Origin of the sequence: Streptomyces sp. NPDC057565 (genome assembly GCF_042801455.1) — a bacterium.
Classification (GTDB): domain Bacteria; phylum Actinomycetota; class Actinomycetes; order Streptomycetales; family Streptomycetaceae; genus Streptomyces; species Streptomyces yanii.
Map to the genome: position 1 here is coordinate 129,371 of NZ_JBHVFU010000009.1, position 13,927 is coordinate 143,297.

The 13,927-nt window shown below is 71.4% G+C and carries 11 protein-coding genes, 1 tRNA gene and 1 pseudogene; 4 read left to right on the plus strand and 9 right to left on the minus strand.

The annotated features are described in order from the left end of the window. Positions 1-120 precede the first annotated feature (120 nt). The gene (gene ppc, locus ACFU8W_RS19785; RefSeq protein WP_384038702.1) at positions 121-2,850 is read left to right on the plus strand and encodes a phosphoenolpyruvate carboxylase; all 2,730 of its coding nucleotides are present in this window, start codon (positions 121-123) and stop codon (positions 2,848-2,850) included. 69 nt (positions 2,851-2,919) lie between these two features. Here the strand turns inward: ppc and ACFU8W_RS19790 are convergent, their stop codons facing one another. The 7 genes from ACFU8W_RS19790 to ACFU8W_RS19820 form a co-directional block, all read right to left on the minus strand. After that, positions 2,920-3,666: an LPXTG cell wall anchor domain-containing protein gene (locus tag ACFU8W_RS19790; protein WP_384038705.1), complete on the minus strand. Its 747-nt coding sequence runs from the start codon at positions 3,664-3,666 to the stop codon at positions 2,920-2,922. A 234-nt stretch (positions 3,667-3,900) separates the two neighbouring features. Continuing rightward, entirely contained in the window at positions 3,901-4,371 is a 471-nt protein-coding gene (locus ACFU8W_RS19795; RefSeq protein ID WP_345517710.1) for a hypothetical protein, read from the minus strand. 86 nt (positions 4,372-4,457) lie between these two features. Next, entirely contained in the window at positions 4,458-5,051 is a 594-nt protein-coding gene (pth, locus tag ACFU8W_RS19800) for an aminoacyl-tRNA hydrolase (protein WP_376665384.1), read from the minus strand. 127 nt (positions 5,052-5,178) lie between these two features. Next, positions 5,179-5,766, minus strand: a complete 588-nt coding sequence (locus tag ACFU8W_RS19805; RefSeq protein WP_384038708.1) for a 50S ribosomal protein L25/general stress protein Ctc — start codon at positions 5,764-5,766, stop codon at positions 5,179-5,181. Positions 5,767-5,949: 183 nt separating this feature from the next. Further along, positions 5,950-6,924 (minus strand): ribose-phosphate diphosphokinase, encoded by a 975-nt coding sequence (locus tag ACFU8W_RS19810; protein WP_030976866.1) that lies wholly within the window; start codon positions 6,922-6,924, stop codon positions 5,950-5,952. 119 nt (positions 6,925-7,043) lie between these two features. Continuing rightward, entirely contained in the window at positions 7,044-8,477 is a 1,434-nt protein-coding gene (glmU, locus tag ACFU8W_RS19815; RefSeq protein ID WP_384038711.1) for a bifunctional UDP-N-acetylglucosamine diphosphorylase/glucosamine-1-phosphate N-acetyltransferase GlmU, read from the minus strand. 163 nt (positions 8,478-8,640) lie between these two features. Beyond that, positions 8,641-8,711: transfer RNA gene (locus tag ACFU8W_RS19820), tRNA-Gln, on the minus strand. Between the two features lie 163 nt (positions 8,712-8,874). Between ACFU8W_RS19820 and ACFU8W_RS19825 the strand changes: the two genes are divergently transcribed. Then, positions 8,875-10,191: a sensor histidine kinase gene (locus tag ACFU8W_RS19825; protein WP_384038714.1), complete on the plus strand. Its 1,317-nt coding sequence runs from the start codon at positions 8,875-8,877 to the stop codon at positions 10,189-10,191. A 231-nt stretch (positions 10,192-10,422) separates the two neighbouring features. Here ACFU8W_RS19825 and ACFU8W_RS19830 read toward each other — a convergent pair whose 3' ends face one another. Together ACFU8W_RS19830 and ACFU8W_RS19835 are read right to left on the minus strand one after the other, a co-directional pair. Beyond that, complete coding sequence (locus ACFU8W_RS19830) at positions 10,423-10,959, minus strand: SUKH-3 domain-containing protein (RefSeq protein ID WP_384038716.1); 537 nt, start codon at positions 10,957-10,959, stop codon at positions 10,423-10,425. Positions 10,960-10,969: 10 nt separating this feature from the next. Next, on the minus strand, positions 10,970-11,494 hold the full coding sequence (locus ACFU8W_RS19835) for a YwqJ-related putative deaminase (protein ID WP_384038719.1): 525 nt from the start codon (positions 11,492-11,494) through the stop codon (positions 10,970-10,972). 301 nt (positions 11,495-11,795) lie between these two features. Here ACFU8W_RS19835 and ACFU8W_RS19840 point away from each other — a divergent pair, with 301 nt between their 5' ends. Both ACFU8W_RS19840 and ACFU8W_RS19845 read left to right on the plus strand, forming a co-directional pair. After that, positions 11,796-12,773, plus strand: coding sequence for an SMI1/KNR4 family protein (locus ACFU8W_RS19840; RefSeq protein WP_345517717.1), 978 nt, complete (start codon positions 11,796-11,798; stop codon positions 12,771-12,773). Between the two features lie 5 nt (positions 12,774-12,778). Beyond that, positions 12,779-13,927: pseudogene (locus ACFU8W_RS19845) on the plus strand (hypothetical protein); the annotation flags it as partial.

Below are 13,927 nucleotides of genomic sequence, written 5' to 3' on the forward strand. Positions count from 1 at the left end.
ACCGCTGCAGCTGCGGACCCCGGACCCCCTGACAGACGTGCCCACCCGTCTCCCGCCGTCACCCTTGTGGGGAGACGCTTCGCGACGCACCTCCTCAATCACTGCAAGGAGCCGCACACTGTGAGCAGTGCCGACCAGACCCCCGCCGCCAGCCCCGAGCTGCGCGCCGACATCCGACGCCTCGGCGATCTGCTGGGCGAGACCCTCGTACGTCAGGAGGGCCAGGAACTCCTCGACCTCGTCGAGCGTGTCCGCGCCCTGACCCGTACCGACGGCGAGGCCGCCGCCGAACTTCTCGGCGACACGGACCTGGAGACCGCCGCGCAGCTGGTGCGCGCCTTCTCCACCTACTTCCACCTCGCCAACGTCACCGAGCAGGTCCACCGCGCCCACGAGATGCGCGACCGGCGCGCCGCCGAGGGCGGTCTGCTGGCCCGCACCGCCGACCGGCTGAAGGACGCGGACCCCGAGCACCTGCGCGCGACCGTCAAGAACCTCAACGTACGGCCCGTCTTCACCGCGCACCCGACCGAGGCCGCGCGGCGCTCCGTACTGAACAAGCTCCGCCGCATCGCCGAGCTGTTGGAGACCCCCGTCATCGAGGCCGACCGGCGTCGCCACGACCTCAGGCTCGCCGAGAACATCGACCTCATCTGGCAGACCGACGAGCTGCGCGTCGTCCGCCCGGAGCCGGCCGACGAGGCCCGTAACGCCATCTACTACCTCGACGAGCTGCACGCCAACGCCGTCGGGGACGTACTCGAGGACCTTGCTGCCGAGCTGGAGCGGGTCGGCGTCGAGCTGCCCGCGGGCACCCGCCCGCTGACCTTCGGCACCTGGATCGGCGGCGACCGCGACGGCAACCCCAACGTGACGCCCGCCGTCACCTGGGAGGTGCTGATCCTGCAGCACGAGCACGGCATCACCGATGCGCTGGAGCTCATCGACTATCTGCGCGGACTGCTCTCCAACTCCATCCGCTACACGGGCGCCACCGACGAGTTGCTCACCTCGCTCCAGGCCGACCTGGAGCGGCTCCCCGAGATCAGCCCGCGCTACAAGCGGCTGAACGCCGAGGAGCCGTACCGCCTCAAGGCCACCTGCATCCGGCAGAAGCTCGTCAACACCCGCGAGCGGCTGGCCAACGGCACCCCGCACCGTCCCGGCTGCGACTACCTCGGCACGGCCGAGCTCATCGAGGACCTGGTGCTCATCCAGACCTCGCTGCGCGAGCACCGCGGCGGTCTTTTCGCCGACGGCCGGATGAACCGCACCATCCGCACGCTCTCCGCGTTCGGTCTGCAGCTCGCCACCATGGACGTACGCGAACACGCCGACGCCCACCACCACACCCTCGGCCAGCTCTTCGACCGGCTCGGCGAGGAATCCTGGCGCTACGCCGACATGCCGCGTGACTACCGGCAGAAGCTCCTCGCCAAGGAGCTCCGCTCACGCCGCCCGCTCGCCCCGACCCCGGCCCCGCTGGACGCCGCGGGCGAGAAGACCCTCGGCGTCTTCCACACCATCAAGGAGGCGTTCGAGCGGTTCGGCCCCGAGGTCATCGAGTCGTACATCATCTCGATGTGCCAGGGCGCCGACGACGTCTTCGCCGCCGCCGTCCTCGCCCGCGAGGCCGGTCTGATCGACCTGCACGGCGGCTGGGCCAAGATCGGCATCGTGCCGCTCCTGGAGACCACCGACGAGCTGCGCGCCGCCGATGTGATCCTCGACGAGATGCTCGCCGACCCGTCCTACCGGCGGCTCGTCTCGCTCCGCGGCGATGTCCAGGAGGTCATGCTCGGGTACTCCGACTCCTCCAAGTTCGGCGGCATCACCACCTCGCAGTGGGAGATCCACCGGGCGCAGCGCCGGCTGCGTGACGTCGCGCACCGCTACGGCGTACGGCTGCGGCTCTTCCATGGCCGCGGCGGCACCGTCGGCCGCGGTGGCGGCCCCTCGCACGACGCGATCCTCGCGCAGCCGTGGGGCACGCTGGAGGGCGAGATCAAGGTGACCGAGCAGGGCGAGGTCATCTCCGACAAGTACCTCATCCCGGCGCTCGCCCGGGAGAACCTGGAGCTGACCGTCGCGGCCACCCTCCAGGCCTCCGCGCTGCACACCGCGCCCCGCCAGTCCGACGAGGCCCTGGCCCGCTGGGACGCGGCGATGGACACGGTCTCCGACGCCGCGCACGACGCCTACCGCAAGCTGGTCGAGGACCCGGACCTGCCCGCGTACTTCTTCGCGTCCACCCCGGTCGACCAGCTCGCCGAGCTGCACCTGGGATCCCGCCCGTCGCGGCGCCCGGACTCCGGCGCCGGTCTCGACGGCCTGCGGGCCATCCCGTGGGTCTTCGGCTGGACCCAGTCGCGGCAGATCGTGCCCGGCTGGTACGGCGTCGGCTCGGGGCTCAAGGCGCTGCGCGAGGCCGGTCTGGACACCGTTCTGGACGAGATGCACGAGCACTGGCACTTCTTCCGGAACTTCATCTCGAACGTGGAGATGACGCTCGCCAAGACCGATCTGCGGATCGCCCGCCACTATGTCGACACGCTCGTCCCCGACGAGCTGAAGCACGTCTTCGCCGACATCGAGGCCGAGCACGCGCTCACGGTGAAGGAAGTCCTGAAGGTCACCGGCGGGACCGAACTGCTCGGCACCAGCCCGGTGCTCCAGCAGACGTTCGCCATCCGGGACGCCTACCTGGACCCGATCTCGTACCTCCAGGTCTCGCTGCTGGCCCGCCAGCGCCGGGCCGCCGAGCGCGGCGAGGAGGCCGACCCGCTGCTCGCCCGGGCCCTGCTGCTCACGGTGAACGGTGTCGCCGCGGGTCTGCGCAACACCGGCTGACCTTCTCGCCCGCAGCACGACAGTGCCCCCACCGGATGCGTCCGGTGGGGGCACTCCGCTGCGCGGACGTCAGTGCTGCTGGGCCTTGCGGCGGCGCATCACCAGGAAGCCGCCGGCCGCGGCGAGCGCCACGGCGACAGCCGCCATCATGCCGACCGGGGCGTTGCTCCCGGTCTCGGCGAGGTTGCCGGAATCGCCGCCCTGGGTGGCCGGGGCGCCGGCCGGGGTGCTCTCCGAGGGGGACGGGGTACCGGACGGCTGCTCGCCGCCGGGAGCGGACGGGGTGGCGGACGGCGTGGCCGAGGGCTCCTCGCCGGGCTTTGTGGGTTCTTCGCCGGGCTTCGTGGGCTCCTCGCCGGGCTTTGTGGGCTCTTCGCCGGGCTTCGTGGGCTCCTCGCCGGGCTTGCCCGGCTCGCAGTCGGTCTTGAAGACCTTGTGCTTGGCCTTGCCGTTCTCGCCCTCGAAGTTCCAGAACAGCTTGTACTGGCCGTCGGGCAGGGTCATGTCGGTGGTACGGCCGTGGCCGGAGCCGTCGAGCGCGAAGGCGCCCGTCTTGACCGTCTCACCCTTGTCCAGGTCATTGTTGGCCCAGGCCTCGATGTGCCACTGGACCTTCTGGGTGGCGTCGAAGCCGAACGCGTCGAGGTAGAAGGAGCAGACCTTCGGCTCGTTCCTGCGAAGCTCCTCGCCGGTCTTGGCGTCGTGGATCTTCACCGTGCCGTTGTCGCCCTTGGGCGTCGCGAAGGCGGAAGGTGCCAGCAGCAGCGAGGCGGTCACCGCGGTGACCAGAGCGCCGGCGGGAATGAATATGCGCATGGGCAGTCCAACGTAGGAGATGAGGGATGCCGTGGGGGGGGGTCGGCCAAGCTTCTTGTGGTTGCTTCCGCCCGTCAAATTTGATGTGTGCACATCCGCCCCGTTAGCAGGGTTCTGCCCCAATCATTCCGGATAACGATCAGGCGAACACGCGGCTCCAGTACGGGAGTCCGCGCCTCGGGGCGTCCCGGGGAAGGGCTCGGAGCGCGGCCCGGGAGCCGCTCAGGGTGCGGCTCAGAGGGCGATGAACGTCGCCACCAGCAGGACCGCGCCCGCGATCCCGGTTCCCCATGCGGTCCGGGTGAGCCGCAGACCGCCGCCGATGATCAGAGCGGCGAGCAGCAGTGCGCCGCCGAGCGGCACCCACGAGTGCAGGAAGCCCGGCACCCCGGTGCGTACGACCTCGTCGGTGCCGGGCTTCACGACGACCGGGAACCTGTCGCCCTTCTTCACCGCGACGGACCGCTCGATCGTCACACGCGGGCGCGCGGTGGCGTGCTCGGCGGGGGTGAACGGTCCCGTGCAGACGTCGGCGCCGCAGCCGGTGACGGCCATCGCGCCGTGCTCGCGGCCCTTGGCGAGGACGATGTGCTGCGCCGAGGACCAGGACGACAGGACGCCCGCGACGAGCAACAGCAGGACGACGCAGCCCAGGGCGGCGCTGCGGCCGTAGAGCAATGCGCGGTGGGAGGTGCTCCGCTTCATGGGGAGCGATCCTTGGCCAGGCGAACGCTTTCGGTCAACTGCACGTCGGACCCTGGTCGGAAATGGTCCGGGATCGCCCTGCTATCTCATGAGTTGTACGCGCTCTGTGCGCGCTCAAGCCCCTCCGCGAGCAGACACTCCACCGAGTCCGCCGCCCGGTCCACGAGATAGCCGAGCTCCTTGCGCTCGGTGGACGAGAAGTCCTTCAGTACGAAGTCGGCGACCTGCATCCGGCCCGGCGGGCGGCCGATCCCGAACCGGATCCGGTGGTAGTCGGACCCCATCGACTTGGTCATCGACTTGAGCCCGTTGTGTCCGTTGTCGCCGCCGCCCAGTTTCAGCCGGAGCGTCCCGTAGTCGATGTCCAGCTCGTCGTGGATCGCCACGATGTGATCGGTCGGCACCTTGTAGAAGTCGCGGAGCGCGGTGACGGGGCCGCCGGAGAGGTTCATGTACGACATCGGCTTCGCCAGGATCACGCGGCGATTGGCGGGTCCGGGCGGCCCCATGCGGCCCTCGACGACCTGCGCCTGAGCCTTCTGGGCCCGCTTGAACTTCCCGCCGATCCGCTCGGCGAGGAGGTCGGCGACCATGAAGCCGACGTTGTGCCGCTGCGCTGCGTGCTCGGGTCCGGGGTTGCCGAGGCCCACGATGAGCCAGGGGTCGGTGGCGTCGGACATCTGCGCTCGGTCTCCTTCGCGTACGGATGGTTCCGGATGGCCCGGTTACAGGCGGACGGGGCGGCGGGTCCCTGGGGAAGGAACCGCCGCCCCGTCAGTCAAGCAGGTGAAGCGGGGAGGACGAGGCTCAGGCCTCTGCGCCCTCGGCCTCGGCGGCCTCGGCGGCCGGCTCCTCGGCCTGCGCGGCGACGACCTGCAGCACGACGGCGTCCTCGTCGCCGGCCAGCACGGAGCCGGAGGGCAGCGGGATGTCCTTGGCGAGGACGGAGGCGCCGGCGTCGAGGCCCGCGACGGAGACCGTGACGGACTCGGGGATGTGGGTGGCCTCGGCCTCGACGAGCAGGGTGTTCTGCACGTACTCGAGGAGGTTGCCGCCCGGGGCGAGGTCGCCCTCGACGTGCACCGCGACCTCGACGTTGACCTTCTCGCCGCGCTTGACGGTCAGCAGGTCGACGTGCTCGATGTCGCCCTTGAGCGGGTTGCGCTGCACGGCCTTCGGGATGACCAGAGCGTTCTTGCCCTCGAGCTCCAGGCCGATCAGGACGTTGGCGGTGCGGAGCGCAAGGAGCAGCTCGTGGGCCGGCAGGGTGACGTGGACCGGCTCGGCGCCGTGGCCGTAGACGACCGCGGGGACCTGGTTGTCACGACGGGCGCGGCGGGCGGCACCCTTGCCGAACTCGGTACGGGGCTGGGCGGCGAGCTTGATCTCGGCCATGACTGCACTCCTCGTGGGGTGACGAAAACTGGATGGTCACCCGGCCCACGACAGGCCTGCTACGAAGAGCGCGTCGATAACGGACCGCCGTACCCATGAGTACGGCCTCCCTCGCCGAGCAACTCGCTGAGTCTACCCGGCGGGGAGGCCGCACCCAAAGTGGATCTTCTGGGTCAGGCGGTCCTACTGCTCCTCGAAGAGGCTCGTGACCGAGCCGTCCTCGAAGACCTCGCGCACCGCGCGCGCGATCGTCGGCGCGATCGAGAGCACCGTGATCTTGTCGAGCTCCAGCTCACCCGGGGTCGGCAGGGTGTCCGTGAAGACGAACTCGCTGACCTTGGAGTTCTTCAGCCGGTCCGCGGCCGGGCCGGAGAGCACGCCGTGCGTCGCCGTCACTATGACGTCCTCGGCGCCGTGCGCGAACAGGGCGTCGGCGGCGGCGCAGATGGTGCCACCGGTGTCGATCATGTCGTCGACCAGGACGCATACGCGGCCCTTGACGTTGCCGACGACCTCGTGGACGGTCACCTGGTTGGCGACGTCCTTGTCGCGGCGCTTGTGGACGATCGCCAGCGGCGCGTCCAGGCGGTCGCACCAGCGGTCGGCGACGCGCACGCGGCCGGCGTCCGGGGAGACGATCGTCAGCTTCGAGCGGTCGACCTTGGCGCCGACGTAGTCGGCGAGGATCGGCAGCGCGAAGAGGTGGTCGACCGGGCCGTCGAAGAAGCCCTGGATCTGGTCGGTGTGCAGGTCGACCGTGAGTATGCGGTCGGCACCCGCGGTCTTCATCAGGTCGGCGACCAGGCGGGCCGAGATCGGCTCGCGGCCACGGTGCTTCTTGTCCTGGCGGGCGTAGCCGTAGAACGGCACGATCACCGTGATGGAGCGGGCCGACGCGCGCTTCAGCGCGTCCAGCATGATCAGCTGCTCCATGATCCACTTGTTGATCGGAGCCGTGTGGCTCTGGATCAGGAAGCAGTCGGCGCCGCGTGCGGACTCCTGGAAGCGGACGTAGATCTCACCGTTGGCGAAATCGAAGGCCTTCGTCGGCACGAGGCCGACACCCAGTTGGTGCGCAACCTCCTCGGCCAGCTCGGGGTGGGCGCGGCCGGAGAAGAGCATCAGTTTCTTCTCGCCGGTCGTCTTGATCCCGGTCACAGCACAGTCTCCTCAGACGTGTTCCTGGCGCTGCAGCATGTGTCCCGATGTGCAACGAGCCAGCCGAAATGGGGTGAGCATCTATCACGGTACGCCGTGCGCGGCGCACCCGTTTCCGGTCAGCTTTCGCTGTCGGCCTCATCGGCGGCGGCCTGGGCCGCCTGCGCGGCGGCGCTGCCCGGACGCTTACGGGCCACCCAACCCGCGATATTCCTTTGCTGGCCGCGGGCGACGGCCAGCGAACCGGGCGGTACGTCCTTGGTGATGACCGAGCCGGCGGCGGTGTAGACGCCGTCCCCGACCGTGACAGGTGCCACAAACATATTGTCCGACCCGGTGCGGCAGTGTGACCCGATCGTCGTGTGGTGCTTCGACACCCCGTCGTAGTTCACGAAGACGCTGGCGGCGCCGATGTTGGTGTGGTCGCCGATGGTCGCGTCGCCGACGTAGCTCAGGTGCGGCACCTTCGTGCCCTCGCCGATCGTGGCGTTCTTCATCTCCACGTACGTACCGGCCTTGGCCTTCGGGCCGAGCGTGGTGCCGGGGCGCAGATACGCGTACGGGCCGACCGTCGCGCCCGGGCCGATCTCCGCCCCGACCGCGACCGTGTTGTCGACGCGGGCGCCCGCGTGGACGGTGGTGTCCGTCAGCCGGCTGTTCGGGCCGACCTCGGCGTCCTCGGCGAGGTGCGTGGCCCCGAGCAACTGGGTGCCGGGGTGCACGATCGCGTCCTGCTCGTACGTCACCGTGGCGTCGATCAGCGTCGTCGCCGGGTCCACGACGGTCACGCCGGCGAGCATCGCCCGCTCCAGCAGCCGCTCGTTCAGCAGGGTGCGGGCCTGGGCGAGCTGGACGCGGTTGTTGATCCCGAGGATCTCGCGGTGGTCGGCAGCGACGGAGGCACCGACGCGGTGCCCCGCCTCGCGCAGTATGGACAGCACGTCGGTGAGGTACTCCTCGCCCTGGCTGTTGTCGGCGCGGACCTTGCCGAGGGCGTCGGTGAGCAGCCGTCCGTCGAACGCGAAGACCCCGGAATTGATCTCGCGGATGGCGCGCTGCGCGTCGGTGGCGTCCTTGTGCTCGACGATCTCGGTGACCGCACCGCTTGCGGCGTCGCGGACGATCCTGCCGTAGCCGGTGGCGTCCGGGACCTCGGCGGTCAGCACGGTGACGGCGTTCGCGTCGGCGGTGTGGACGGCGGCGAGCGCGGTGAGCGTCGCGCCGGAGAGCAGCGGGGTGTCGCCGCAGACGACGATCACCGTGCCCTCGACGGTGCCGCCGAGCTCTTCGAGCGCGGTGCGCACGGCGTGGCCGGTGCCGCCCTGGACGGCCTGGTAGGCGGTCCGCACCTGGCTGTCGACGGTGGCGAGGTGTGCGGTGACCTGCTCGCTCGCATGGCCGACGACCACGACGAGGTGCTCGGGGTCCAGCTCGCGTGCGGCGGTGACGACATGCCCGACGAGTGAGCGCCCGGAGATCTCGTGCAGAACCTTCGGGGTCTTCGACTTCATGCGGGTGCCCTCACCCGCTGCGAGGACGATGACGGCTGCCAATGGGGCCTCCCCTGATCGAGCGGCGCCGGGGACCTGAGGAGGACCGGCGCACACGGATGTGCCCTTCGGCTTCGGATGGTGGACATCCGCAGGATACCGGGGGAGCTACTGGCCGAAACGGGCGCGGGCCCCGACCGTCATGGTCGGGGCCCGCCCGTGCATGCTCCCCTGCCAGGATTCGAACCCGGACAAATGGCACCAAAAGCCACTGTGCTGCCGTTACACCACAGGGGACAGCAAAGCCGATCGACTGGACAGACCGTCAGGCCGTCGACCGGGCAGACAACACTATGCCGTACCACCGGCCTTCAACGCGACGGGACGCCCTGCTCCGGCGAGGCGCGCTGTGATTCGCGTAGCCCGAAAATGAGGGGCGCCCGCCCGTAGGCTGGATGCCATGACCGTAACGGGGGCATACCGGGAAGGCGTGGGAACGACCACTCGCCGCTATTGGTGGTGGGAACGGCGGCGCAGTGTCGCCCTGGACGTGGGACTGGCGCTCCTGTCGGCGCTGGAATGCGCACTGGAAGGTGTGGCGTTCGCGGGGGACACCGGGCTGCCGGTGCCCGTCGGGGTGGTGTTCGGCCTGCTCGCCGGGGCCGTTCTGGTGGTGCGTCGCCGCTGGCCGATCGCCGTGGTGCTGGTCGCGATCGCGACGACGCCCGCCGAGATGGGCTTCCTGATGGGCCTGGTCGGCCTCTACACGCTGGCCGCGTCCGACGTACCGCGGCGGATCACCGCGGTGCTGATGGGGATGTCGCTGGTCGGGACGTTCATCGTCACGTACGTACGGCTGCGGCAGAGCGTCTCCGTGCAGTCCGGGGACTTCGGGCCGGGCGACTGGTACGTACCGCTGACGTCCCTCTTCATGTCGCTGGGCCTCACGGCTCCGCCCGTGCTGTTCGGCCTCTACATAGGGGCGCGGCGCCGGCTGATGGAGAGCCTGCGGGAGCGGGCGGACTCCTTGGAACGGGAGCTGTCGCTGCTCGCCGACCGGGCCGAGGAGCGGGCGGAGTGGGCACGCACGGAGGAGCGGACCCGGATCGCGCGCGAGATGCACGACGTGGTCGCGCACCGGGTCAGCCTGATGGTGGTGCATGCGGCCGCCCTGCAGGCCGTCGCTCCGAAGGACCCGGCGAAGGCGGTACGGAACGCGGCGCTGGTCGGCGACATGGGCAGACAGGCCCTGACCGAACTGCGGGAGATGCTCGGCGTGCTGCGGACGGGGGATCCGGCGGCGACCCGGGGCGCGAAGGTTCCGCTGGCCGCGGTGGGTGAGGCGGCAGCCGCTGCGGCCGCAGCCGCCACGGAGGACGGGCCGCGGCTGCACGAGGTGGAGACGCTGATCGGGCAGTCACGGGCGGCCGGGATGACGGTGGAGCTGTCGGTGGACGGCGAGGCGCGCGCGTACGCCCCCGAGGTGGAGCAGACGGCGTACCGGGTGGTGCAGGAGGCCCTGACGAACGTCCACAAGCACGCGGCGGGCGCGCAGACGTGGGTGCGGCTGGCACACCGGGGCTCGGAGGTCGCGATGCAGGTGGAGAACGGCCCGTCGGACGGCGCCGCGACGGACGCGGGGCTGCCGAGCGGCGGCAATGGCCTGGTGGGGATGCGGGAGCGGGTACTGGGCCTGGGCGGCGTATTCGTCTCGGGCCCGACGGACGCGGGGGGCTTCCGGGTATCGGCGGTACTCCCCGCCCACGGGGCCGCGTAACCCCCTGCGGTCACGCCTCGTCCGGCGATCGCGGACGGCGCGTTCACCTCGAGAGGGTTGCGGGCTGTGCAGGCCGGCTTTTCGAGCCCGTCCGGCGACCGTGGACGGCGCGTTCACTTCGTCACGGGTGCGGGCCGAGGGGGCCGGCGGCTGAAGCCCGTCCGGGCGATCGGGCAGGGAGCGGTCCCCGGACACCCACGGCCCGCCTCACCGCCCCGTCCCGGAACCCGCTCAGCCCGACGTCAGACGCTCCGGCTGGATCCCGCCGACCAGCGTCGCCAGGGCCTCGTCGATGTCCGCGCCCAGGAACCAGTCGCCGGTGTGGTCGATGCTGTACACGCGCCCCTCGGCGTCGATCGCGAGGACCGCCTGCCCGTCCCCCTCCTCGCCCAGCGGGCTGACCTCGGTCCCCAGCGCCCGCCCGAGGTCACCGAGGGTGCGGGCCAGGTGCAGTCCGCTCAGCGGATCGATCCGCACCGACGCCGGTGCGATCTGCCGGCCCGGCGCGGACGCCGTGATGTGCAGACCGCCGAACTCCGCCCACGCCTCCACCGCCGCCGGGAACACCGCGTGCTGATGCCCGGCCGGTGACGTGTGGGCGCGCAGCGCGTCCGCCCACTCCTCCGCCTGCCGGATGTCCCAGCGGCCCGGCTGCCAGCCCGCGGTCCGCAGGGCGGCGTCGACGGCGACGGGAAAGCGGGTGGTGGTGGCGCGGTCCGCATGGGTCGCGCGGTCGCTCTGCTGGGGAAGGTCGGTTCGGTTGTGCATCGGCGCGCGATCAGCCCTTCTCGGCGGTGGTCGCCGCGCTGGTGGTGGCGAGGTCGACGGGACGGACGCCGAAATGGGCGAGCATCGCCGTACAGGAGCGGCACGGTGGCGCGTAGCTGCCGTGCATCGGGTCGCCGTCCTCGCGGATCCGACGCGCGGTCAGCCGCGAGTGCTTCAGCGCGCGCCGCGCCTCCCCGCTGGTCAGCGGCTTGCGCTGGGCCCGCTTGGACCGGTCGGCCTCCGCGGCGGCGAGCTGCCGGGAGAGCAGGATCGCCTCGGGGCAGCGGCCGGTGAAGCGTTCGCGCTGCCCGCTCGTGAGCGTGTCGAGGAAGTCCTGGACCAACGGGTGCAGTACGGGCGGCTGGTCGCCCTTGCCCGCCGTGCAGGTCAGCGTTTCACCGCGGACGGACAGCGCTGCGGCCACGGCCGGCAGGATGCCGTCGCGGCGTTGGCGGAGACGAGGTCTGCTGCTCGTCCCGGTGCTGCTCCAGTTGAGGCGCGGATCGCCGGATGTGACTGATTGTGCTGCGTGCATGGTGCGGATGTCCCTCCCGTGCAATCCCCCCGAGTTGCGGTGACAGCCTGCCAAATGTGCCAGTCGGTGGGGAAGCTGGGTCGGTGAAACGTGTCTGCGTGTCGCGGACAGTGGCCTGACCGACGCTTGTCCGTCACCCAGTCGTGACGGTTCGTGACCGAAGGGGAGGGGATGGCGAAAGAGGGCCGGAAGGGGAGCGGAGGGGCGGGACCCCCTGTTGCGCCACCGCATAGGCTGTGCCTGGACCGTCCCCATGGGCAGGTCGGTCCTCACCAGACAGACGCAGCAGGGGGCAACCGCCATGACGACAGGTCGGCTCGGGCAGCAAGCCGCGCCACCGAACGCGGCCTACGCCGGGCAGGTCGTGCACTTCCCGGACCCGGTCCGGGCGTCCCGCCACCCCAGAGGTGTGCGCGTGGACGAGAACGGCTGCCCGGTATTCGCGCCGTACGCACGCGCCGCCGCCGAGATCGCCGAGCCTCCGCAGGGCTTCGGCGTCGATGAGCTGCGGCTCACCGACTACGTCTCGGCCAATGCGGCGCTGGCGGCGAGCGGCCACGAGCTGTGGGACACGATCCCGGCGGTCGCCACCCCGCACGGCTGGACCTGGCACCACGTGCCGGGCGGCCGGCGGATGGAGCTCGTCCCGGTCGAGGTCAAGGCACTGCTCCGGCACCACGGTGGTCTCGCGACCACCGCGGTCGACCAGAACAAGCGGGGCACGCGTCCGCTGCAGGAGACCCGGCCCGCGCACTTCCGGCTCCCGAAGGGCGCGGTCTCGGTCAGCGAGCAGCAGATCCAGGGCGTCGAGGAGGACCTCGGCTACCGGCTGCCGGGCGCGTACCGATCCTTCCTGAAGGCGGCCGGCGGCTCGGCGCCGGCCGGTGCGGCGCTCGACGCGGAGCTCGGTCTCCTGGTCGATCAGCCGTTCTTCACGGTGCGTGAAGAGGCCGCGGTGAACGACCTGGTGTACGTCAACAAGTGCCTGCGTGACCACCTCACCAAGGACTACCTGGGCGTCGGCTTCGTCCAGGGCGGCATCCTCGCGGTGAAGGTCCGGGGCAACGGTGTCGGCTCGGTCTGGTTCTGCGCGTACGACGATGCCCGGGACCAGGACGGCTGGAGCGTGCAGGAGCGCGTGGACCGGCTGCTGCTGCCCTGCGGTGCGGACTTCGACGCCTTCCTGCAGCGGCTGGCGGGCAACCCGCCGGAGCTGGAGACCGTGGCGAACCTGATGGTGGACGGCGGCTTCGCCCGGGCCGTCCCGGTGGAGGGGTGAGCGCAATGGTGACCTTTGCGCAGGCGCAGGAGCGCGCGGACGAGTGGGTCAACGGAGACATGCCCGCGTACCAGCACCGCGAGGTGCGGGTCCGCGAGTTCGAGCTGGGCTTCGTGGTGTGGGCCGAGGACCGCGCGGAGGGCCCCGTCTCGGACGGTGGCCGGCAGCGGCTGGTGATCGCCCGTGACAGCGGTGAGGCGACGCTCTGGCCCGGACTGCCGGTGGGCGAGGTGATCCGGCGGTACGAGGAGGAGTACGGCACGGTCGCCGCCGCCCCGGCCCCAGCGCCGTCGCCGGCGCGCGTCGACCTGAATCAGACGTCCTTCCTGCTGAGCCCGCCGGAGTGGCTCCAGGAAGCGGCGGACAAGCTCGGGATCCCGGACCGGCGGGCGGAGCGCGACGGGAACCCTCCCCCGGCGCCTTCCTCATCTCCTGCACCTTCCGCTTCTCCCGCTCCGTCTGTTCCCGCGCAGGCGGCCCCTTCCGGGACGCCGTCCGGTGCGCCGCCGTGGCAGGGCGCCGGTGCGCAGGACGAGCACGAGCCCACCACCCCCGACGGCGTTCCGGCCTCCTCACCGAACGTGCCCACCGGGGCCACCCCGTGGGCCGGGACCGACACCAACGCGGACTCCGACGACGGGGCGGTCGCGCTGCCGGCCACCGTGTTCGCGCCGCCGCTCGCGGGCGCCGATGACGACGGCACCCCGCCGCCGGTGGTCTCCGCGGATGCGCCGACCGCGCTGATGTCGGGCGGCAGCCAGCTGCCCCGGACGGCGATCGCCCCTGGTCTGAACCCGCAGGGTCCGGGTGCACCCGGGGCTCCCGGGAGCGGTGACATCGCCGACGCCGCCACCAGTAAGGCCACGGTGCCGCCGCGCGGTGTGCGCGGTGGCGGGTCGACCACCCCGCCGCCGCCCGGCGCCCCCGGCACACCGGGCGCCAGGCCGGGAGCGCCCGTGCCGCCGCCCTCGGGTCCGGGCGCGCCCGGCGCCCCGGCGGGCGGGTACCTGCCGACGCAGCTCGTCTCGCAGGTCGGCCCGCCCGGTGCACCTCAGCCCCCCGGGCCTCCCGGACCTCCGGCACCTCCTGGACCTCCTGGACCTCCTGGGTCGACGCCGCCGCCCGGTGGCGGCTTCGACCACGCCGCGACCATG

Bases quoted from the DNA above. Each gene is read 5' to 3' on its own strand.
- ACFU8W_RS19795 (WP_345517710.1), bottom strand. From the start codon at position 4,371: ATGAAGCGGAGCACCTCCCACCGCGCATTGCTCTACGGCCGCAGCGCC.
- ACFU8W_RS19805 (WP_384038708.1), bottom strand. From the start codon at position 5,766: ATGGCCGAGATCAAGCTCGCCGCCCAGCCCCGTACCGAGTTCGGCAAG.
- ACFU8W_RS19830 (WP_384038716.1), bottom strand. From the start codon at position 10,959: ATGCACAACCGAACCGACCTTCCCCAGCAGAGCGACCGCGCGACCCAT.
- ACFU8W_RS19825 (WP_384038714.1), top strand. From the start codon at position 8,875: ATGACCGTAACGGGGGCATACCGGGAAGGCGTGGGAACGACCACTCGC.
- ACFU8W_RS19790 (WP_384038705.1), bottom strand. From the start codon at position 3,666: ATGCGCATATTCATTCCCGCCGGCGCTCTGGTCACCGCGGTGACCGCC.
- ACFU8W_RS19835 (WP_384038719.1), bottom strand. From the start codon at position 11,494: ATGCACGCAGCACAATCAGTCACATCCGGCGATCCGCGCCTCAACTGG.
- ACFU8W_RS19840 (WP_345517717.1), top strand. From the start codon at position 11,796: ATGACGACAGGTCGGCTCGGGCAGCAAGCCGCGCCACCGAACGCGGCC.
- pth (WP_376665384.1), bottom strand. From the start codon at position 5,051: ATGTCCGACGCCACCGACCCCTGGCTCATCGTGGGCCTCGGCAACCCC.